Origin of the sequence: Saccharibacillus sacchari, from assembly GCF_037722395.1 — a bacterium.
GTDB classification, from domain to species: domain Bacteria; phylum Bacillota; class Bacilli; order Paenibacillales; family Paenibacillaceae; genus Saccharibacillus; species Saccharibacillus sacchari_A.
On the sequence record NZ_JBBKAR010000001.1, the window covers coordinates 73,937 to 94,804 of the forward strand.

Sequence of the window (20,868 nt, forward strand, 5' to 3'; positions counted from 1 at the left end):
CGGTAAATAAGTCTTCTGCACAAAAAAGAATCGGGTTAAAATGGAAAAGAAAGAAAAAGACAACTTGAAAAAGAAAGATGAGGGTGCGCGATGGATTCGGGATACAAAAAACAGGTAGTCAAATTAAGATTGATCGGATGGATGGGAACGTTATTTTTCGGTTTATGTTTGTGGGTCGCATTGGCGTCGGAGGAGTTGATGATGACTCTGCTGGGACTTCTGATGACCGGAGCGAGCGTATGGGTATTGTTCCGGGCGGAAAAAATCAATAAAGTGAACAAACATCATAGTTTTCAATATATTCCGGGCAAAGGGTTCAAGCGTTACCGCCGCACAAAAAACCAAAAGCTGCGGATGTTGACGATCAGCCAATGGGCGACGGCGGCGCTGATGGTTGCGGCTTTGTTTTTCGGGATCGGAAATTCGTTGACCAATCTCACGATCGGGCTGATCGTGTTCCTGTCGATCCAGTTCTCGATCAAAGAACGGATCAAGCGTCATGTGCGGGTCGATCCTTACGCCGTCGCGGGACTTCAACACGCCGGAGCGATCGAACCTCACGAAGAAGTGCGCGCGTTGTACCGAGACTTCGAGAATTGGGCAGACATTCGGGTCGGAACGGTTCTTTTGGCGGTGACTCGGTATGAATTTGCGGCTTTTTACCCTCAGCCCAACGGCAGCTTTATCGTCGATTGCATTCCTTTGAGCGAGATTCGCCGCATGACGGTGCAGACGATCGGCATATCGGGCCGAAGATTGCTGTTATCGGTCGGCGACGGCCGCAACCGCGAGATCCGATGCAGCCTGAACGGACGCAGCCGCCTGGATTCCCCCGAAGAGTTCCTGTCGGATCTGTTGCGCGCCGCGGACGATGCGTTGCTTGGCTTCGGCCCTCGCCCGCTGGAAGATCGTTCACGTACGGCATAACCCTAATAAATAAGCGATCTGAAAAAGACGGAGAGAGAAATTCAGCGAGAGCCGCCTTTGAACACGTAAAGCTGAAAGCTTTATACGTGAGACAGCGGCTCGAACGAATTTCTTTCGGAGTCTTCTTTCTTCCTCCGTTAAAGAAAGGATGACGCCCGATGATCATGCTGTTGACGGTGCTGTTGATTCTGTTGGTCGCACAGACGCTCTATCTGCTGCATTATAAAATTCAAATTCGGGATCTCGGCAACCAATTATGCTTTATCATGCAAAACCGGTCGTTCAAGCGGATCGAAACCCAGCTCAAGCCGCGAGAGATCATGACGCTGATCCGAGGCTACAATCAACTGCTCGATCTGCAAAAAAAGGCAGACCGGCAGTATAACCGAAAAAATGAAGAAATCAATGCGACGATCGTCAGTTCGTCGCACGATATCCGTACGCCTCTGACCGCGCTTGACGGCTATCTTCAGTTAGCGCGGCAGGCAGAGAAATGTTCCGACAAAGATCACTATATGACGCTGGCCAAGTCCCGGATTCGACAATTGTCCAAGCTGATCGACGAACTGTTTTTATATACGAAGCTGCAAAATCCGGAGTACCTGATCGAACAGGAACCGATCGATATACTGGCTTTTCTCCAACAAAATTTGTTTGCGTGTTTCGACGATTTTGCCCGGCAAGGTATCGAACCCGAACTGGATCTTCCGGATTTGTCTGTTCGGGTGAACGGCAATAGTCAGGCTATAGACCGCGTGCTCGCCAATATTCTGGGCAACTATTTTACGCATGGAACAGGACCGTTATCGGTGACGTGCGAAGAAGAGACAGAGCGGGTACGGATTTGTTTTACCAATCGATTGACGGATGGAGAACAAGTAGATGCGCAGCGCGTGTTCAACCGTTTTTACAAAGAAGACTCTTCGCGCAGCGTTCGATCCTCGGGTCTTGGCTTGTCGATCGTAAAGTCGCTAATGGAAAAAATGAACGGCAGTGCGGACGCGTACAGCGAGCCGGGTACATTTGCTATACGTCTAACCTTTATCAAAGCAGGAAAGGGGGAAGCGTATGAATAGGGATGAGCGTAATCAACATATCTTGATCGTGGAAGACGACGAGCCGATCAACGGGATTATCCGCGACGCTTTGACCCGTGAGGGGTTTCGGTGCACGTCGGCGTATTCGGGAACAGAGGCGCTAATCCATCTGACTCGGCAGGACTATCAGCTGGTCATTTTGGATTTGATGCTGCCGGGCTTGTCCGGCGAAGGCTTGATGCGACAGATTCGAAACGAGCTGAATATCCCGGTTCCGGTGATTGTATTGACGGCCAAAGATCATTTGGATCACAAGCTGGACTTGTTTACGCTCGGTGCGAACGATTACGTGACCAAACCTTTCGAACTGGAAGAATTGATTGCGCGGATTCGGGTACATATCGCAAAAAGCAACGTCGATTCCGCGCCCTCTGTATATGCACATAAAAACCTGCTGCTCGATTGCAACGTTTATAGCGCCAGCGTAAACGGAGAGCCGTTGGCCTTGACGCGTCAGGAGTACAAGATTTTGGAGCTGTTGATCAAAAATCCAACGCGCGTTTTTACCAAGCAGGATCTATATGAACTGGCCTGGGACGACGTTTATTTGGGCGAAGACAAAACGATCACCGTACATATCAGCAATATTCGCAGCAAACTCAAATCTTATGACCTGGAGCCGTATATCGATACCCTGTGGGGAATCGGATTTCGGTTAAGCGGTTGAACGTTCGATGTTCTTTGACATTTCTTTGCTTTTTGTTGGCGATCTTTTAGCGTTCATCCTGTTCAATAGGAATCAGGAGGTGAGGTTATGCCGGATATCATTATCGAGATAAACGGGTTGACCAAAACGTACGGAAGCAAAACCGCGGTGAAAAGCATGGATCTCCATATCCGTCGGGGCGAAATCGTAGGTTTGATCGGGAAAAACGGCGCAGGCAAATCGACGCTGCTCAAAATGATCGCCGGGCTGATTCATCCGACTTCGGGCGAATTGCATTTTTTCAATCGGGCATCGGCCAACGGACAATCTTTTTTCGAACGAATGGGCGTACTGATCGAGCAAGCGGGGCTGTATTCTCATTATTCCGCTTTTGAAAATTTGAAGCTGCTTGCGATCGCTTACGGGCTTCCGGACGCGAATACGCAAATCAACAAGCTCCTGAAGACGGTCGGATTGGAAGACATCGGTTCGGTCAAGGTCAAAAGTTTCTCGTTGGGCATGAAGCAGCGGCTCGGAATCGCGGCCGCGCTGCTGGGGAGTCCCGATGTGCTGCTGTTGGACGAACCGATCAACGGGTTGGACCCGCAAGGGATCGTGGAGATTCGCGCGTTGATTCAGGAACTGAACAAGAACGGACTGACGATTTTGATTTCAAGCCACATTTTGGAGGAACTGTCCAAGATCGCAACACAGTATGCCATTATTCATAAAGGCGAAATGGTTGAAGTGATTTCGGCGGACGAACTGCTGCACAAATGCGAAGAGCGGATCGAGCTAAAGCTGGAAAAGGCGGAGGCGGCTATTCCCGTTTTGGAACGCGAACTGAAGATTGCGGATTACAAAGTGTTCGACGCCAATACGTTGTATGTATACGATCCCGGCGCAGAGATTCGGCAAATCTCGAAAACATTGATCGAGCATGGAGTCGGGATCGATTCGATTTATAAATATAAGCAGAGTTTGGAACAGTATTTTTTGGCGCGGACCGAACAGGCAGGTGAACGGCATGCTTAATATTTTTAAAATGGACGTGTATCGTTTTGTTCGCAATAAGACCATGTATATTCTGTTGTTGCTGTTTTGCGGATTTCAGATCTTCGGTACTTTTATGCTCCAGCAGTATTCGCAAGAGGCGGAGCAGGGCGGAGGAGTCGCGGTTAACCGCTTGAATGCGAGCGAGTTCATGCAGTACACGATGTCGCAGACGCCGTCCTGGATGCTGTTATATATTACGGTGTTCGTCGTTTATTTTTATATCAGCGAATACCAGTCGGGATTTGGAAAAAATTATATGTCGATGCGTCGGGCGCGAATCTACACGGTCTTTTCCAAAATGCTGATATCGGCGATGTTCGTCGGGCTGCTTTTTTTGACTCTGCTGGTATCCGATTGGATCGGCCGAAGCTTGTTTTTTGAAAACACGACGTTGGGAGATTTGGCGTTTTTCGTCAAATTACTGATCGGGCAGTTTTTGCTGCATTGGGCATTCGCGATCTTGATATTATGCGTCAGCGTGTTGTGCAAAAACATGCTGGTCAGCCTGATCGTTGGATTCGTGCTGGCGCTGAACATTCCGGGCATGCTTTTAAGCGCGTTGGAGTCGTTGGTGAACGGATTGAATATTTCGCAGTATTGGCTGGTCAATACGCTGGTTCGTATCAAAGATTTTAACCATGCGGGCGAGACGATACAGACGCTGGCGGTTGCGATTGTCGCTATGGCCTTATTCGCCGCGATTGCGGTCCGGTATAAGATTCGCGAAGATTTGAACTGAATACAAGAGCTTAACCTTTCAGGCGCATTCACTCCGATCCCGCACCGGTCGACCGTGAATGCGCCTGACATGACTCCGGCTGCCGATTGGGGTATGCTTATTGGAAGCGGAAAGTTAAGCAAACGATCATCAATAAAGGAGCGGGGATACGCATGACAAAGTTGGCTTGGATCGGAACCGGATACATGGGGCTGCCGATGGCTCGGAATTTGCTGAAAGCAGGATATGAGGTTAGCGTCTACAATCGGACTTCGGACAAAGCGGAGCCGTTGGCAAGCGATGGCGGCAAGCTGGTTTCTTCGCCGAAGGAAGCTGCGGACAGTGCCGAAGCGATATTTATCATGCTGACCAAAGGCGCGGCGGTGGAAGCGGTTCTGGAAGGCGAAAACGGACTGCTTGCAGGGTTGGCGCCTAACGCCGTCGTCGTAAACATGAGCACGATCGCGCCCGGAGAAGCACGTCTTTTCGCGCAGCGAATCGAGTCGGCCGGGGGGATTTACGTCGATGCTCCCGTATCGGGTTCGGTCGCTCCGGCAGTTAACGGGCAATTGGTTATTTTGGCCGGCGGTACAGAGAAGGCAGTAGATCGATGTCGTCCTTTTTTCGAAGTATTGGGCAAAAAAACAATCCGATTCGGCGAAGTCGGTACAGGCAGTTCGGCCAAGCTGTCGATCAATCTGCTGCTCGGCGTGATGGCGCAAGGGATTTCCGAAGCGCTGCTGGCCGGGGAACAAGCAGGTTTACAGCGTGAGCAATTGATCGAGATGATCAGGGAATCAGCGGTGAATACGCCGATGCTGGCCGCCAAAAAAGACATGTGGATGAACGAGGAATTCCCGGCCGCGTTCATGGTCAGCCTGCTGTCGAAAGATCTGGGTCTGCTGACGTCGGAAGCGAAGCGCGAAGGATTGGATTTACCGTTGGCGGAAGCCGTGGACCGCACCTATGCGGACGCTGTGCAAAGCGGCAAAGGGGACTTGGATATGGCTGCCGTATGGTTGGAACTGAAAGACCGGCTTCCGGGTGCCAACGATTAAAAAAAGAAGGCCCGAACACGCAGATGAACTGCGCGTTCAGGCAGGGTTTCAAAAAGGGGTTTTGTTGCATGAAAGCCAAAATCATTGCCGTCAAAGCGCTGGCGGCTTTGGTCCTGCTCGGCTATAGCGGACTGTTGCTTTATTGGATGTTCTGGGGATTTGGCCGCTCGGCGCATATCAGCGGCGATTTCCGTTATAATATCGTGCCGTTCGAGACGATCCGGTTATTTGCCCGTTCGGCGAGCTGGGATAATATTCGGGCTCCGCTGATTAATTTGGTAGGCAACGTGGCTGTATTTGTTCCGTTCGGCGTATTGTTTCCCGTATTGTTTCGAACATGCCGAACGTTCTTCGGTTTCTTGATTCGTTTTCTGGTATTCATTGTAATCTTGGAGCTGGCACAAGGAGGGCTTGGAGCGGGAGTCGCGGATATTGACGATGTGATCCTGAACAGCATCGGCGCAAGTCTTGGCTATATGGGTTATCGCATGATTGTCGGTCCCGAGAAGAAGCGGAATGGGCGTAGACAGGCGAGGACCCGTTCCGCCAACGCTCGCAGCCGTTCCAATCAAGGGCGGAGGAGATAATCGATGATCGTCCAAACCGTACTGATCCGCTGGATGAAAGAAACGCGCGGTGAGCCTTATGCGACTTCGCGCAATCGTCATCCGGCTGCTTTTTCGTTGCCTGCGGCAATACCTTCGCGTGCTTATCCGGTACAGGAAGAGCAGGTGCTGGTGCATCGGCTTGCTTTTTTGCAAACGACAAAAGGATTTCAGCCGTTATCGGATACTTGCGAATGGTTGGCTGTATCTTCTGCCGGTATTCCGCCCGGCGCTAAACGGCTTCCCGGTCTAACTCCGAAACGTTACGCGCAAGGGACCGAAGTGCATTTTGGCTATGATCCGTCGTTCGGAAAGCCTGTGCGCAGCGATTATCAAAGCCGCTTGCTTAATGAGCGGGTTTTCGTATTGCGAGAAGGAGAATACGGTCGAATTCTCATCAACGGCCGTCATACAATTGAAGAAGGCAGTCTATATGAACATCGGACCTTCAACGTCTGGAATGTGGAGGATACGAGCGAATTAGAGCAGAATTCCGTGCATCGGGAGCCTGACTATATGCGTACTTATCTGGCTTCGCTCTGGTAATGAACTCGACACGGACTTTTAGGAGGACGCAACTTGCGTCTTCCTTTTTGCGTTTAGAAAATAATAAGCTTTTGCCAGAGGAGGAGGAACCATAATGAATACTAGCAAACGCCGAACAATCCTACCTGTATTGCTTATCCTGTTGATCTCGATTACGACGTTGGGAGCGGGGCTTACGATAGCTGCAAAACCGGCAATGGCATGTAGTTGTGCAATATCGGATCCGGATCGTTCGATCGCCTACGCAGACCGCATTTTTGCCGGAACTGTCGTTGAACGGCGTGAATCGTCTTCGGGATTGAGAGGCTACACTTCGACTGCCGATCCCGTCTATTATGTATTCGAAGTGGATCGGGCGTGGAAAGGCAAAGTCTACGAGACGACCACCCTGTACAGCGCTTTAGGCTCCGAATCGTGCGGCATGCAGTTTGCGCAGGGAGAGAAATACCTGATATTTGCCCAACAAGGAAACGGAATGCCGACGACCACATCGTGTTCGGGGAATGAGGCTTATCAAGGCACTACAGATCCCGCAGCCGTGAAAAAATTGGGCGAACCTATCGAGCTTCGTGCAGGTGCTTCTCCCGGCACGCCTAACGGAGATTGGGGAATCGGAGCCTCAACGATCCTATGGTGGGCTGGCGGCGTGCTTGCACTGCTGCTTGTAACCCTAACCATTCTAAAAGCAATTCGCGCCAACCGTAATAATCGCGGATAATTAAGACCGTTTCCTTCCTACCTTCACCCTCAACATGGTGAAAGCGAAGGGAGAAATTCAGTGAAAGACGCCTTTGAAGCCGTAATTTGAAGTTTGAATGTACATTCAAACTTCAAATTACGGCTGAGACAGCGTCTTGAACGAATTTTTCCCGTAGCGCTCCCACCATCTTCTCTTCCTTCTTCTTTTGGTACAAACGGCGCTTCCATTTTTGCTTAGAGGAAGGTACAGTGGAAACAAGTCTGACTCTTAATTTTGCGGGAACCGCGTTGACAGAAAGGTGCGAGGAAGTTGACGATTTTTTATTTGATTCGGCACGGGGAGCCGGATTGGCATACGTACAAACCGCTTAAGCTCAAAGGCAATGGCCGTGACTTGGTGCCTTTGACATCGCATGGGCGCAATCAGATTCTGAAGACGGCAGAAGACCCAAGGCTCGGCCGCGCTGAGCTTATTCTGTCTTCGCCGTATACCCGCGCGATGCAGACGGCTGCAATCCTGTCGCGCCGATTGGATCTGGACATCGCGGTCGAATATGATTTGCGGGAATGGCAGCCTGATCTGACGTTCGAATACAATACCGAGGAGCGAATGCGCGAGCTGCGCGATGAGTACAATCTTTACGAAGGAACACATCCGACAGGCGAAACGAAATTATGGGAAAGCCGCGAATCTCTGCTTCGGCGGATCGAAGGCGTACTGGATCGGTACCGGGCCTATTCGAACGTGATCGTTGCCGGACACGGCACGATATTCGGCACGCTGGTTGGGCGCACTGATATCGCTCAAGGAGAGATTGTCGAGTATGAGAGGCGCCGGACATGAGAAGCGAACGTAAAATTCGGCATCGCAGACGCTTTCATGCGCGCAAACGCGCCGTGTATCTGCTCGCGGTGCTTGTCGTGATGCTGCTGGGTTTATCTTCGCGAGCCTTTGCGGACAGCCTGCCTTTATTTTGGGCGGAACATGCGGGAGACGCGTTGTGGGCGGCGATGGTTTATTTGTTATTTCGGATGTTGTTGCCCGATTATCGGACATGGACATGCGCGATCGGCGCTTTGCTTTTTAGCTTCGGCATTGAATGTAGCCAGCTTTATCGTGCGGACTGGTTGGATGCGCTACGCTCCACAACACTCGGTGCGCTGGTGTTGGGACGCGGATTTCTGGTGATGGATCTGGTACGTTATACAGCGGGAATCGTGGCGTTCTGGGTCGTGGATGTCGGCGTACTGCATCTATGGAGCCGGAGAAGCAAAAGGAATTCGAGCAAGGAGGAGCAAGCATGAAAAAAGTAGTCATCGGCTCTGTATTGACGCTGGCCGGAACCTGGATCGTCGGCTTTATCTTTGTTGCGGCTGTGCTGTTCGTGCCCAATATGTCTTCATGGGACGGGACTCGGGTATGGTATGCGATCTTCGGTGGAGGGCCTTATGAAGCGGATCTGAAGCAAAGCATGGCGCTCGGTCTTCCCTTCGCTATTGGTGTGTTGATGTTTGCCGCGGGCATTGTGATTCTGGCTATCGAGTTTTTCCGTCCGGAGCTGCACCGTGAACGAATGCCTGCACCGATTCGTCCGGCTACAGGTTCCGGGAACGGTGGGTCGAAGCTGCCAACTTTCTCTGGAGATCAACCGCCGTCCAAAGAACCTGAAGACATTCCAACGATGAAAGAGGTTCAACCTTGAACGGAAGAAAGTTTAGCCGGATAGAGGATACGAAATGTACGGGTTTCATTTTTGAAAAAGTTGCTTTGGAGGAAAAATAGATGATGGATATTCGTATGCTGCAAGCCGGCGATCTGTCGCAGCTTGCCGTCCTTTACGGGGAATTGGTTGAAGAAAAGTCGTCGCCTGAAGCGATGCGCAGCACTTTCGAGAAAATGGCGTCCGACGAAAATTACCACTTGCTGGGTGCTTTTGAGAACGGGCGGTTGGCAGGTAGCCTTATGGGCGTGATCTGCGAAGATCTGATCGGCGAATGTCGCCCTTTTATGGTCATTGAGAATGTGATTGTGTCGGAAGCTTTTCGCGGCAAAAAGGCGGGAAAGCTGCTGATGCAGGAAGCGGAGCGGATCGCTCGGGAGCGCCGCTGCGGCTATGCGTTGCTTGTATCGAGCGGGTTCCGTAAGGAAGCGCATGCGTTTTACGAATCGCTCGGCTACACGGAAGACGTGCGCGGCTTTCGGCGGAGACTCGTACTTTAACCGCGTTGGCTATGAGGTTGAAATACGGTCATGGTACTGGACTGAGGCGTTCCCCGGCCTCGTCCTTTGTCCCTTTTTCAATAAAATCAAGTTTCCGTCTTGTAATCGCTTTATACGCTGTGCTACAATGGGGCAGACAACAGGATTGTGACCGGTAATGCGGGCAATGCCTAAGTTAACTCAAATATTATTAACTCCGGGGGTCTTTTTGACTGCTCGACTTGATGATATTTGCATTAACTTAGGCTTTTTTTATCCCTGAATTGCTCAAAAGCTTACGTAACGAGCAATCTTAAATGTGCGAGGGCAGTCGGGAGTGAGAATAGTGATTATAGAAAAAGTGCTGAACAACAACGTACTGCTGACCCGCAACGCGAAGGGGAAAGAAGTCATCGTGATGGGGCGCGGCATCTCCTTTAACAAAGTGATCGGAGACGCCGTGGATGAGCACAAGATCGATAAAATCTTCATGTTGAATACGAATGAGCTGACCGCACGGTTGACCGAGCTGCTGAACGAAATTCCGGTCGCGCATCTGGAGACGGTGAAGTCGATCGTCGAACATGCGGGCCGGGTGCTCGGCGAAGAACTGAACGATAATATCTACCTGTCGCTGACCGACCATATCTCGTACGCGATCGACCGGCACAGCAAAGGCGTCGACTTCAAAAACGCGATGCTGTTCGAGATCAAGCGTTTTTACAAAAAAGAGTATGCGATCGGGCAGGATGCGCTCAAAATGATCGAAGAACAGCTGGATGTGCGGTTGCCGGAAGACGAAGCGGGCTTTATCGCCCTGCATATCGTCAACGCGCGCACCGACGGAGCGGAGATGCGCCTGACGATGGAGATGACGGAGATCGTGCATCATATTCTCAACATCGTCACCTACCACTACGGCATCGTGCTCGACGAATCTTCGCTCAGCTACTCGCGCTTCCTCACGCACTTGCAATACTTCTCGATGCGGCTGCTGCGGCATGAGGTGCAAGATAGCGGAGAAGATTTCCTGTACGAGCAGGTGCGCAAAAGTTATGTCAAAGCATTCGAATGCGCCAAAAAGATCGACGATTATTTGCAAAGCACGTACCACCAATCGCTCAGCAAAGACGAGTACGTCTATCTGACGATTCATATCCAACGTATCACCACGCGCGGCGAAGAATAATGTCCGCGTAACCAATTCCATATTTTTTATCGGATACAGGGTGTAACTGGTCATGCAGGCAAAACCTGAGCTGGTGAGAGAACGAACGTTTTTTGGCAGAAGCCTTTTTTGCGCGAAATCCGTCTGTTCCGTCACGAGTTCAGGTTTTTCTGCGTTTTACGGGGAGTCCAACAGGCAGCCGGCGCTTGTTGGGTCCCGGATAAAACGCAGCAGAAAGAACTCGGTGATCGATCGGTAAAAAGCAAGCCATCATCCAATAGGGAGGCCTCATCATGAGCGCGAAAGATCAGGAAATAGCGAAAAAAGTCATCGAAGGCGTAGGCGGAGAAGGCAATGTTAGCTCCGTGTTCCACTGTGCGACACGTCTGAGATTCAAGTTGAAAGACACGGCCAAAGCCGACAAAGAAGGATTGAGCAACACGCCGGGCGTCGTCACGGTCGTGGAAAGCGGCGGTCAGTTCCAGGTCGTCATCGGCAACAACGTTCCCGAAGTATTCAAAAGCATGATGGAACAAACGAATCTGAAAGACGCCGAAAGCGCGGACAAAGCCGAAGAATCCGGTGAAAAAGGAAGCTGGCTCAACCGCGCGGTCGATCTGATCTCCAGCATCTTCTCGCCGCTGCTCGGCGCGTTGGCCGGAGCCGGGGTACTCAAAGGCCTCGTGGCGTTGTTCGTCGTGCTCGGCTGGCTCACCCAGGATTCGGGCGCTTACCTGATCTTGAACGCCGCGTCCGACAGCGTGTTCACGTTCTTGCCGATCTTCCTGGCAATCACGTCGTCGCGCCGCTTCAAGACCAATACGTTCGTTTCCGTCGCCATCGCGGGCGCGCTGGTATATCCGGCGATCGCCGCCGCGCAATCGGCCGGAACCGCGCTGAATTTCTTCGGTATTCCGATCGTGCTGGTGACGTACACGTCGACGGTTATCCCGGTCATTCTGGCCGTATGGGTACAGTCTTACGTCGAGAAATTCTTCGCGTCGTTTATCCATCAATCCGTCAAAAACATTCTCGTGCCGATGTGCACGCTGCTGGTCGTCGTTCCGCTCACTTTCCTGGCGTTCGGTCCGGTCGGCAACATCGTCAGCGAAGGTCTGGCAAGCGGATATACCTGGTTGTATAACCTGAGTCCGATCGTGGCCGGTCTGATCGCGGGCGGTTTCTGGCAAGTGTTCGTTATCTTCGGCGTTCACTGGGGCTTCGTGCCGATCATGCTCAGCAACCTGGGAACGATCGGTTACGATACCATGCTGCCGATGCTGACCGCTCCGGTATTGGCTCAAGCCGGTGCCGTACTGGGTATTTTCCTCAAAACGAAAAACCGCGAACTCAAAGCATTGTCCGGTTCCACTACGGTTGCCGGTATTTTCGGAATTACCGAACCGGCGATCTACGGCATCACGCTAAAGTATAAACAACCGTTCATCCTGGCTTGTATCTCCGGCGGCGTCGGCGCGGCGATCATCGGCGCAGGCGGAGGCCGCGCGCTTTCGTTCGCTCTGCCGAGCGTGCTGGCGATTCCGGCTTACGTCGGCACAGGCTTCGCGATGACCGTGATCGGTATCGTGGTCGCTTTCGTGCTGTCGACGCTGCTCAACTTCGCATTCTTCAAAGACCGTGTCGTTGAAACGCCGGTCTCCGCTGCCGCAACGTCCGACGGACAACCGGCATCGGCCCGTCCGGAAGAAGCCGTTTCCGCTTCCGCGACAGAAAGCCTGCTCAAAAAAGAAGTCATCGTCAGCCCGCTCGAAGGCGCGGTTCAACCGCTCGACACGCTGCCTGACCCTGCGTTCTCGTCGGGCGCGATGGGACAAGGCATCGTGGTCGATCCGACTTCCGGCCATCTGACGTCTCCGGCCGCGGGAACCGTGACGACCGTGTTCCCGACCGGACACGCGATCGGCATCACGACAGACGGCGGCGCGCAGCTGCTGATCCACGTCGGCGTCAACACGGTTCGTCTCAAAGGCCAATTTTTCGATAAAAAGGTCAAAGAAGGCGACCGCGTCGAAGCCGGTCAACTGTTGCTCGAATTCGATCTGGAACAGATCAAAGCCGCAGGCTACGTGACGGCAACTCCGGTGATCGTGACTAACTCGGCCGATTATCTCGACGTGTTGAAAACGACCGAAGTCTCCGCCAAAAACGGCGATTATCTGCTGACGACGGTCGTGTAAAAAAGTTCTCGCGTTTTCCGCGTATACAAAGAAGATCCTTATGCCGAAGCAGCGGCGTCGGGATCTTCTTTTTTTGCCGCCAAATCGAACGGTTCCTTCATTTTACGTCATGAACATTTATTGCAAAAAATGAATATTCGATGAAGCATACTCGGAATTTGTTTGAAAAAAACCCTGGGGTTTAATACTGCATAGCAGTACAAATCATCTGTATGATTGGGAGGACGCCTGAACATGTTCAAACGCATGGAAGAGATCATGATCGAGATTCCGGATGTCGAGAAGCCCGATCCGAACGCCGCCGCAGCCGTACAGGAATTGCTGGGAGGCAAATTCGGCGAAATGTCCACGTTGAACAATTATCTGTTCCAATCGTTCAACTTCCGTTCCAAATCCAAGCTGAGACCGTTTTACGATCTCGTGATGAGCATCACCGCCGAAGAACTGGGTCACGTCGAACTGGTTACGCACGGCATCGGCAAAATTTTGCAAGGTTCCACTTCGCCGGGCGATCCGGACAAAAGTCCGCTGGAAGCCGTCAAAGACGCCCGACTTTCGTATCCGTTTCTGGCAGGCGCGCAGGGCGGGATGCCGATCGACTCGATGGGCAATCCGTGGACCGGGGCGAACGTGTTCAATAGCGGCAACCTGGTCGAAGACCTGCTGCACAACTTTTTCCTGGAATGCGGAGCGCGTACCCACAAGATGAAAGTGTACGAAATGACCGATCATCCGGCGGCCAGAGCCGTCGTCGGCTTCTTGCTGGTACGCGGAGGCGTACACGTCGTCGCTTATGCCAAAGCTCTTGAAGTGGCGACAGGCGTAAACGTGACCAAGCTGATTCCGGTTCCGTCGCTGGATAACCGGAAGTTTAACGAAGCGCGGAAGTATGAAGAAAAAGGCGTGCACACGAAGCTGTATACGTGGAGCGACAACGATTTCACTACAATCGATCAGATCTGGAAAGGCACGCATCCTGAAGACGGTTCACCGCTTGAAGTCATCGCAGGTGTCCCGAAAGGCGTACCGATTCCGGAAGCACCGCCTATCGATGAAGAATTCGCGCCGGGCATTTCCGCAGCGGAGTTCAAAGAAATCGCCAAACGATTGAAGCATTCCGGTAATATCAAAGAGTAAATACAATAGCGATCACCAATAAAAATCGAAGCCGCGCTTCCCTAAAAAAGGAGCGCGGCTGTTTGTTTTGCGTATATAATCGAATCGAACGTTACCGGTCAATGTTTCAGAAGCGTCCTTCGATCAATTTGGCGGTCTTAACCAATTCTTCGTTATCTTTGGCGTCTAGGCCGGAAAGGAGCATGATGCCGTCTTCAAGACCGATTCGACCGCCGAATCCTTGAAGCATCGCTTCTATGTACATCGGCCACATGGTCGCATTGGAGCCGTGCAGCAGAATCGGCAACGTACACCCTGCGCGCTTCAGCACTCTACGGATATGACGAACGATGGAAGACTCTCGTCCGGGATCCGGGTTATGAATGCCGATCAGCACTCTCAGGCATGATTCGCAGCCCGGCATAGCCACGAAGCGTTCCGCATCGGCTTCGGAGCATAGCCCGGCTTCAACATTGATTCCCCGGGAGAGAGCTGTTGCAATGATCCATTCGGCATCAGGCTCATGGATATTGATCGAGACATAGTCCGGAATTACATGCCAGGAGCGCAGGAGCTGCATGCGTGCTGCGCTATCCGGCAATATCGACCAGGCTGTTGAGATGCCGATCGGAACACCCGGAACCCGTGCGCGCACTGCCAACAGAATACGCGCTACATCGTCTGTCGCCAAGCTTTCGTTGCCTTCTCGGTCACGAATATGGATATGAAGTTCGGCTGCTCCGGCACGAACCGATTTTTCGGCATCGTTTGCGATTTCTTCCGGGGTATACGGGATCGCCGGATGGTCGTCCCGGGTACGAGATCCGTTTAGACAGGCTTGAAGCATACGACATCCTCCTTATACGGGACAACCATAAAATTCTAGTATATTCCATTTATCGGAAGGCGTGAGCGTTTTTTTTAGATCTCGCTGGCTGATGCTTTTCTTTATGTAGATCCATATTGTTCCAATATTATTCATGGATAGATAGTCACTTTGCCTTATTTATAGCTCTTTTTACCCGACTAAAGTCGTCATTCATGCCTGCTTACTAATAAAAAAGAATTTGCATCCGATATTTTTTATAAAAGGAAGTTGTAAGTACATCCAGGGGGGCTGTCCATTGCGAATCCATGTAACGGATCTTCAACAAGGCGATATGCTGAAAGAAGACGCATTTAACCCGGCGGGTTTGCACGTACTGCCAAGAGGTACAGTTGTGAAGGTTGAAGAGACCGATCTGCTGAACCGGCACAAAATCGACTATGTCGAGATCGAACCCCGTGGTTCCGAGACCGGGCTGGGCGTGCTCAGTTCAGCGATGCAAAGTCATATCGAGCTTGCGATACGCGGTTATCAGTCTATCTTTTTGGAAGCGTTGACCAGCGGCAAGTTCGAAGAGTCCACGGTTGACCTCCAGCTCGAACCGCTTTTGCGCACCGTTGACGAACATCGCGATATCGTATCGCTGTTGCTCGTGCTCGAACGCGAAGACGTTAGCTTGTACAATCATTCGATGCAAGTCGGTATGTTGTCGTATTATATGGCAACATGGCTCGGCTATTCGCGCGAAGAATGCTATGCCATTAGCAAGGCGGGATATTTGCACGATATCGGGAAGAGTAAAATTTCGCCAACCATTCGTAATCGGACCGACTATCTGACCGAATACGATATGCAAGAGCTGCGTAAGCATGCGAAACTGGGCCATGACGTGATCCAAAAGTCGATGAAAGACGAAACGACCGCTCTGGTGGCGCTTCAGCACCATGAACGCGAGGACGGTTCGGGTTATCCGCAGGGATTGACCAAGCCGGATATTCATCCTTATTCCCAGATCGTGGCCGTTGCTGATACATATCTGAGACTGTCCGAAGGCAAAAAAGGCGAACCGAAGCGTCCATTGCTTGATATTTTGCGCGAAGTGAGCGAGCTGGGCTTCGGGAAATTGAACGAAAAGCCGGTACAGGCGCTCGTGCAGCATCTGATGTCGAATTTGATTGGCAAAAATGTTCGTCTGAGCAGCGGGGACACCGGTACGATTATTTTGAATAATCCGTCCGACATCTTCAAGCCGCTTGTACGCGTCGGCGATCAGTTCCACGATTTGTCGCGGGAACGGAATCTGGCGGTTGAAGAAGTTTTCCTGTAAATATCGGGTTTTCGAGAAAGCCACGTTAGATTTTCTCGACACGTTGAGGCTTTCCGAATTTTTCGGAGAGTCTTTTTGCATCGGAATATATAGAAACTCCGTGAAGAGGAAAAAGGAATTTCATTCGTCAATCCCGAACGAACAGTGATAGCATGTACCTGTGTACGAGGAGGAGCGCATATGCAACCGAAGTGGCTGGAGTGGGCCAAGCAAATCCAGGCGATTAGCCAAGCGGGACTGGAATATTCCAAAGATGTCTACGATCTGGAGCGTTTTGAGATGTTAAGAACGATCAGTCTGGAGATTATGCACGAGTATACCGGAGTCGAGACGACGAAGTTGCGCGAACTGTTCGCAGGCGAGAGCGGATATGCGACGCCGAAGGTAGATGTGAGGGGCGTCATTTTCCAGGAAGATCGAATATTGCTGGTGCGCGAACGTCTGGATGGCGCTTGGTCCCTGCCGGGAGGCTGGGCAGATATCGGTCTGTCGGCCAAAGAGAATGTCGTTAAAGAGATAGGGGAGGAAACGGGATACACGGCGGAGGCAGGCAAGCTGTTGGCTATTCTCGATAAAAAGTTCCACGATCATCCGGTGTCTCCTTTTCACGTATACAAGATGTTTATTCGTTGTGAGATAACGGGGGGAGAAGCCGCCGCGACGATGGAAACCAGCGAGGTCGGATTTTTCGATAAAAATAACTTGCCGCCGCTGTCAGTCGAGCGAAACACGGAGCGTCAGGTCAAGGAAATGTTCGAATATCTACGTGACCCGGAGCGGGCAGTGTGGATGGACTGATCTTTCCTATAATAAAAAATAAACACATGAAAAATTCATGATAGAATCTACCGATTGATTGAGCAGGAAAAAAGGACGACAATAACGATAGGTCGTACATTATAGTGCATATTGGGGGATGGAATACGGATGATAGAATTGTTGGTCGTGCGGCACGGCGAGTCGCAGGCGGATGTGGAAGACCGCCACGAAGGCCGGGCAGACTTTGAATTGACGCCACTGGGTGAGCGTCAGGCGGGTCTTGCCGCAGCCTGGATCGCGAAGCGGTATCGTCCGCATGAGATCCTGGCGAGTCCATTGAAGCGCGCTGCGCGCACAGCCGAAGCGATCGCCCAAGAGTGCAAACTCTCGGTGGCTTACGATGAAGAGCTTATGGAATGGAACAATGGTTTGCTGGCCGGGCTTAAGCGCGAAGAAGCACGGCTTCGTTTTCCGCTGCCGAGCACAGGTCGTCAGCCGTATGATACATGTGCCGAGACCGAATCGGAAATTCAGTTTCGCGCACGGGCAGAAGCCTTTTTATCGAAGCTGCTTTTTGCTCAAAAAAACAAATCCGATCTTCACCGCATCTGCATCGTGTCGCATGGAGGCATGATTAATATGTTATTCCATAGTCTGACGAACCTGCCGTTCCAGTCGGAGATTTCTTTGGCTACGGGAGATACGGGAATCCATCTTTGGCGTATTGACGGCTCGCGCAAGCGGATCGTGTTTATGAACGCACAGGAGCATTTGCGGAGTTAGTAGCTTGATCTAACCGCATTAGCGGTCATTGTCATGGTATCCGTACTTTGCACCAGATGAAGGTGAGGCTGTTGCCTATTGCCTGTTGCAATCCTGCTAATCGGCAACAATCGGTTTCGAATCGGAGCTACTTTCGCTTCATTGTTGCTTATATGCAGGAATGGGCGCCTTTGCATGCCGCCAGGATTCCCTAAGGTTTGACTTTGAAAAAGGTCAAAACGCCGAAAAGGCGGTGTAACGGATCGCATGTCCGTTATACCGCCTTTTCTAGCGTTTTTTGAAGCTTAGGGATCGTCGTGTCGCTGAGCCGTCGCATGGTGCAATCATCGCAGGGTTTACAAGCTCTCCACACTTGCGCTACGATCAAGAGACTGATGCTTTAAAGGAGGAAAGAACGTGACGACAGTGATTGAATTGAAAAACGTCTCCTGGAGACGCGGAGAGAATAATATTCTGCAAAACATCAATTGGACGGTCGAAGAGGGCCAACATTGGGCGGTACTTGGACTCAACGGTTCCGGCAAAACGAGTATTCTGAATATGATCAACGGATATATGTGGCCCACGAGCGGCGAAATATCGGTGCTGGGGCATAAATTCGGTACGATTGATTTGCGCGAACTGCGTAAATCGATTGGTTGGGTAAGCTCATCGTTACAGGAAAAAATCCGTCCAAACGAGCAGGCGCTGGAGATCGTGATCAGCGGTCGCCATGCCTCGATCGGATTGTATGCAGCGATCGAAAATGAAGATCGCGACAAGGCCGAGCAGCTAATGCGCGATCTGGGCTGCTCTCATTTGATCGGACGAGCCTATCAGACCTGTTCCCAGGGTGAGAAGCAGAAGCTCCTGATTGCACGCGCGCTCATGGCATCCCCGAAATTGCTGATTCTGGACGAAGCCAGCAACGGCCTGGACTTTATTTCCCGCGAAGCGTTGCTTCAGAGTATCGATGCTTTGTCCGCCCGTCCCGACGCGCCTACATTGCTGCTCGTCACGCACCACACCGAGGAGATTTCGCAAGTCTTTTCCCATTCCCTTTTAATCCGCCGCGGAGAAATCTTCGCCCAAGGCCGCTCGAACGAAATATTAAGCGACAGCAATCTGTCCGACTTTTTCGAAATGCCTGTCGGCGTAGACTGGCGCGGCGGCCGGGCTTGGCTATCCGTTCGCTGAAAGCGAAGACGTATATTGCGTTTTTTCGGCTGCGGTCACGCGTCATTTTGAAAGCCCATGTTTTCTTCTCGGCATAACGGGTAATGATATGTTGTCGAAACAACCATTCAAAACTTTTCGAGGAGGAATACATCATGACAGATCCCAACCAAGATCCGAATCAACAAAGCGCTGGCGAAGATACGCTAATGGAAAAAACGCGCAAAGAAAACGGCGCCAACGTCGAACCTCAAGCCGACGAGTGGGCCGCCAAGCCTTCTCCGAAAGCCTCCGGCGATCAAGACGAAGAAAAGTAAACCGTCCGAAATCTTCATGATTCGTTGCGGCAACATTCATAAACGAAACCTATAAAAAAACGACGCCCTGACATCGGCGTCGTTTTTTGTGTCTTTCGTTTGTCAAAAGTTTATGTCTGCAAACTCTTCCCCAATATAAAACCCGTAATTTTGATCTTTTGAGTAACGGCGAGCAAAGCCGGCGGAGGGAGAAATTCAGTGAAAGTCGCCTTTGAGCCCGGAAATTGAAGTTTGAATCTATATTCAAATTTCAATTTCCGGGCGAGACAGCGACTTGTGAAGCATTTCGAAGAAATGCACTTCGGAAGCCTATGCTGGCAATTTCTCCCGCAGCGCCCCGCGAGATCCCTTACGAATAGGATCTAAGTTACCCCACCGGCAAACTAACCTGCACGCTATAAATGTTCTCCGTCCTCACCACGTCAAAACTCCCGCCGTGATTCTGCACAATCTTTTCGCATACCTTAATCCCGATGCTGTTGCTATCCGTATGATCGATGCCTTGCTTAATGCGATTTTTCACATGCATATATAGCCATTTTTCCTGCAAGGTGCACATAATCGTGACAGCTTCCGACTTATCCGCATACTTCAGAATATTGGAAAATAGATTGTCGAACACCCGCTGCATCGAAATCACGTGGATATTCAGCGTAAACGGACGGTCGCAGGGAATGAACTCAAATTCAAACCCTTCGTCGATCAACAGAGGGACATGCGTGCCAATCATCTGATCGAGCAAAGGCAACCCGTCGTAGTCGTCCAGCTCCGGCAGATCGTTTTGACTATAGGACACCAAAAAGTATTCAAACAACTGATCGGACAGATGCTTGATCCGGTAGGCGTTGTCTTTGCTGTTGGCGATATATTTGAATAACTGTTCGTCCGACTTGTATTTGCGGTATTGAATAATGTCGAGATAGCCGATCAGCGCGGTCAGCGGAGTGCGCAAATCGTGCGACATCGCGGTAACCAGCTCGTTGTTGGCTTTTCGGGCGAGCTCCTCGTTTTCCAACCGTTCGATAAAAGATTTCCGCATCTCGTTGATGCTTTGCGCCAGAGACGACAGTTCGTCTTTCCCTTTGATCGTGATCGGATACTCCAGATTGCCGCCTTCCAGCAGCTTGATTTCATTTTCCAACACTTCGATATACGAGGTCTTGACGTTAATCAACAGCAGCACCACGCACAGGAAAAAAGCGAACGCGACAGCAAGGGAAGCGAAAGTGACCATTGTATAATAGCGGTATTCCGCGAACGACTCGATAAAAACTTGCGCGTCCGCGTCCGTAAATGAAACGTTGTACAGCGACTCGTCGGAAACAAAAGGCTCGTCGTTTGCTGCTTCAGCCTGCATGTAGTAGCCGTCCGAAGAGTACACCAGCTTTTTATCCCGATAGATATACATCGTCACATATTTCTTTTTACCCGACCAATCGTTCAATTGTTTGTCGTCGTGGATGCTTAAGCGGTTTTGTGATACGTATTCCGATAGCCCGGCGATCATTTTCTGATTCTGCTGCGCGATAAAGGTAGGCTCACCGAAGTGACGGTCGAGCAGATTGGTTCCGATCGATTGCAGCGCCATAAACAGCAGGAATGCCAGCACGATCGCCACCACCAATGCCGCGGTCAACTGGACTTTCAATTTCAAGCGAAAAAAGGGC

The 20,868-nt window shown here is 51.2% G+C and carries 23 protein-coding genes; 21 read left to right on the plus strand and 2 right to left on the minus strand.

The window, feature by feature from the left end:
- The first annotated feature begins 90 nt into the window (after nucleotides 1-90).
- The 16 genes from WKI47_RS00395 to WKI47_RS00470 all read left to right on the plus strand — a co-directional run bounded on the left by WKI47_RS00395 (nucleotide 91) and on the right by WKI47_RS00470 (nucleotide 14,055).
- Nucleotides 91-927 carry a hypothetical protein gene (locus tag WKI47_RS00395; protein WP_340225203.1) on the plus strand — a complete coding sequence of 279 codons (837 nt, stop codon included), beginning with the start codon at nucleotides 91-93 and terminating at the stop codon, nucleotides 925-927.
- A 158-nt stretch (nucleotides 928-1,085) separates the two neighbouring features.
- Nucleotides 1,086-2,003 (plus strand): HAMP domain-containing sensor histidine kinase, encoded by a 918-nt coding sequence (locus WKI47_RS00400; protein ID WP_340225204.1) that lies wholly within the window; start codon nucleotides 1,086-1,088, stop codon nucleotides 2,001-2,003.
- Complete coding sequence (locus tag WKI47_RS00405; protein ID WP_340225205.1) at nucleotides 1,996-2,691, plus strand: response regulator transcription factor; 696 nt, start codon at nucleotides 1,996-1,998, stop codon at nucleotides 2,689-2,691. Before WKI47_RS00400 ends, WKI47_RS00405 begins: the two co-directional genes overlap by 8 nt.
- 87 nt (nucleotides 2,692-2,778) lie before the next feature.
- Complete coding sequence (locus WKI47_RS00410; RefSeq protein ID WP_340225206.1) at nucleotides 2,779-3,705, plus strand: ABC transporter ATP-binding protein; 927 nt, start codon at nucleotides 2,779-2,781, stop codon at nucleotides 3,703-3,705.
- Complete coding sequence (locus WKI47_RS00415; protein ID WP_340225207.1) at nucleotides 3,698-4,465, plus strand: ABC transporter permease; 768 nt, start codon at nucleotides 3,698-3,700, stop codon at nucleotides 4,463-4,465. Before WKI47_RS00410 ends, WKI47_RS00415 begins: the two co-directional genes overlap by 8 nt.
- Before the next feature lie 152 nt (nucleotides 4,466-4,617).
- Nucleotides 4,618-5,502, plus strand: coding sequence for an NAD(P)-dependent oxidoreductase (locus tag WKI47_RS00420; RefSeq protein ID WP_340225208.1), 885 nt, complete (start codon nucleotides 4,618-4,620; stop codon nucleotides 5,500-5,502).
- A gap of 68 nt (nucleotides 5,503-5,570) precedes the next feature.
- A complete protein-coding gene (locus WKI47_RS00425) occupies nucleotides 5,571-6,089 on the plus strand; it encodes a VanZ family protein (protein WP_340225209.1) in 519 nt (172 codons plus the stop codon).
- Between the two features lie 3 nt (nucleotides 6,090-6,092).
- Nucleotides 6,093-6,653 (plus strand): hypothetical protein, encoded by a 561-nt coding sequence (locus tag WKI47_RS00430; RefSeq protein ID WP_340225210.1) that lies wholly within the window; start codon nucleotides 6,093-6,095, stop codon nucleotides 6,651-6,653.
- Nucleotides 6,654-6,747: 94 nt separating this feature from the next.
- Nucleotides 6,748-7,371 (plus strand): hypothetical protein, encoded by a 624-nt coding sequence (locus WKI47_RS00435; RefSeq protein ID WP_340225211.1) that lies wholly within the window; start codon nucleotides 6,748-6,750, stop codon nucleotides 7,369-7,371.
- A 291-nt stretch (nucleotides 7,372-7,662) separates the two neighbouring features.
- On the plus strand, nucleotides 7,663-8,196 hold the full coding sequence (locus WKI47_RS00440; protein ID WP_340225212.1) for a histidine phosphatase family protein: 534 nt from the start codon (nucleotides 7,663-7,665) through the stop codon (nucleotides 8,194-8,196).
- Nucleotides 8,193-8,657, plus strand: a complete 465-nt coding sequence (locus WKI47_RS00445) for a DUF2809 domain-containing protein (protein WP_340225213.1) — start codon at nucleotides 8,193-8,195, stop codon at nucleotides 8,655-8,657. The genes WKI47_RS00440 and WKI47_RS00445 overlap by 4 nt, the downstream gene beginning before the upstream one ends.
- Complete coding sequence (locus WKI47_RS00450) at nucleotides 8,654-9,055, plus strand: hypothetical protein (protein ID WP_340225214.1); 402 nt, start codon at nucleotides 8,654-8,656, stop codon at nucleotides 9,053-9,055. Before WKI47_RS00445 ends, WKI47_RS00450 begins: the two co-directional genes overlap by 4 nt.
- Nucleotides 9,056-9,135: 80 nt before the next feature.
- The gene (locus WKI47_RS00455; RefSeq protein WP_340225215.1) at nucleotides 9,136-9,573 is read left to right on the plus strand and encodes a GNAT family N-acetyltransferase; all 438 of its coding nucleotides are present in this window, start codon (nucleotides 9,136-9,138) and stop codon (nucleotides 9,571-9,573) included.
- A gap of 325 nt (nucleotides 9,574-9,898) precedes the next feature.
- Nucleotides 9,899-10,741 carry a BglG family transcription antiterminator LicT gene (gene licT, locus WKI47_RS00460; protein WP_340225216.1) on the plus strand — a complete coding sequence of 281 codons (843 nt, stop codon included), beginning with the start codon at nucleotides 9,899-9,901 and terminating at the stop codon, nucleotides 10,739-10,741.
- Between the two features lie 272 nt (nucleotides 10,742-11,013).
- Nucleotides 11,014-12,918 (plus strand): beta-glucoside-specific PTS transporter subunit IIABC, encoded by a 1,905-nt coding sequence (locus WKI47_RS00465; protein WP_340225217.1) that lies wholly within the window; start codon nucleotides 11,014-11,016, stop codon nucleotides 12,916-12,918.
- Between the two features lie 234 nt (nucleotides 12,919-13,152).
- Nucleotides 13,153-14,055: a manganese catalase family protein gene (locus tag WKI47_RS00470; protein WP_340225218.1), complete on the plus strand. Its 903-nt coding sequence runs from the start codon at nucleotides 13,153-13,155 to the stop codon at nucleotides 14,053-14,055.
- A gap of 106 nt (nucleotides 14,056-14,161) precedes the next feature.
- Here WKI47_RS00470 and WKI47_RS00475 read toward each other — a convergent pair whose 3' ends face one another.
- On the minus strand, nucleotides 14,162-14,881 hold the full coding sequence (locus tag WKI47_RS00475; RefSeq protein WP_340225219.1) for a 3-keto-5-aminohexanoate cleavage protein: 720 nt from the start codon (nucleotides 14,879-14,881) through the stop codon (nucleotides 14,162-14,164).
- Between the two features lie 277 nt (nucleotides 14,882-15,158).
- Between WKI47_RS00475 and WKI47_RS00480 the strand changes: the two genes are divergently transcribed.
- From WKI47_RS00480 to WKI47_RS00500, 5 genes are all read left to right on the plus strand, one after another.
- Nucleotides 15,159-16,187: an HD-GYP domain-containing protein gene (locus WKI47_RS00480; protein WP_340225220.1), complete on the plus strand. Its 1,029-nt coding sequence runs from the start codon at nucleotides 15,159-15,161 to the stop codon at nucleotides 16,185-16,187.
- A 180-nt stretch (nucleotides 16,188-16,367) separates the two neighbouring features.
- Nucleotides 16,368-16,985: an NUDIX hydrolase gene (locus tag WKI47_RS00485; RefSeq protein WP_340225221.1), complete on the plus strand. Its 618-nt coding sequence runs from the start codon at nucleotides 16,368-16,370 to the stop codon at nucleotides 16,983-16,985.
- Between the two features lie 129 nt (nucleotides 16,986-17,114).
- Nucleotides 17,115-17,729: a histidine phosphatase family protein gene (locus tag WKI47_RS00490; RefSeq protein ID WP_340225222.1), complete on the plus strand. Its 615-nt coding sequence runs from the start codon at nucleotides 17,115-17,117 to the stop codon at nucleotides 17,727-17,729.
- Nucleotides 17,730-18,125: 396 nt separating this feature from the next.
- Nucleotides 18,126-18,905, plus strand: a complete 780-nt coding sequence (locus WKI47_RS00495) for an ABC transporter ATP-binding protein (RefSeq protein WP_340225223.1) — start codon at nucleotides 18,126-18,128, stop codon at nucleotides 18,903-18,905.
- A 134-nt stretch (nucleotides 18,906-19,039) separates the two neighbouring features.
- Nucleotides 19,040-19,201, plus strand: coding sequence for a hypothetical protein (locus WKI47_RS00500; RefSeq protein WP_340225224.1), 162 nt, complete (start codon nucleotides 19,040-19,042; stop codon nucleotides 19,199-19,201).
- Nucleotides 19,202-19,568: 367 nt separating this feature from the next.
- Here the strand turns inward: WKI47_RS00500 and WKI47_RS00505 are convergent, their stop codons facing one another.
- Complete coding sequence (locus WKI47_RS00505) at nucleotides 19,569-20,855, minus strand: HAMP domain-containing sensor histidine kinase (protein ID WP_340225225.1); 1,287 nt, start codon at nucleotides 20,853-20,855, stop codon at nucleotides 19,569-19,571.
- Between the last annotated feature and the right edge of the window lie 13 nt (nucleotides 20,856-20,868).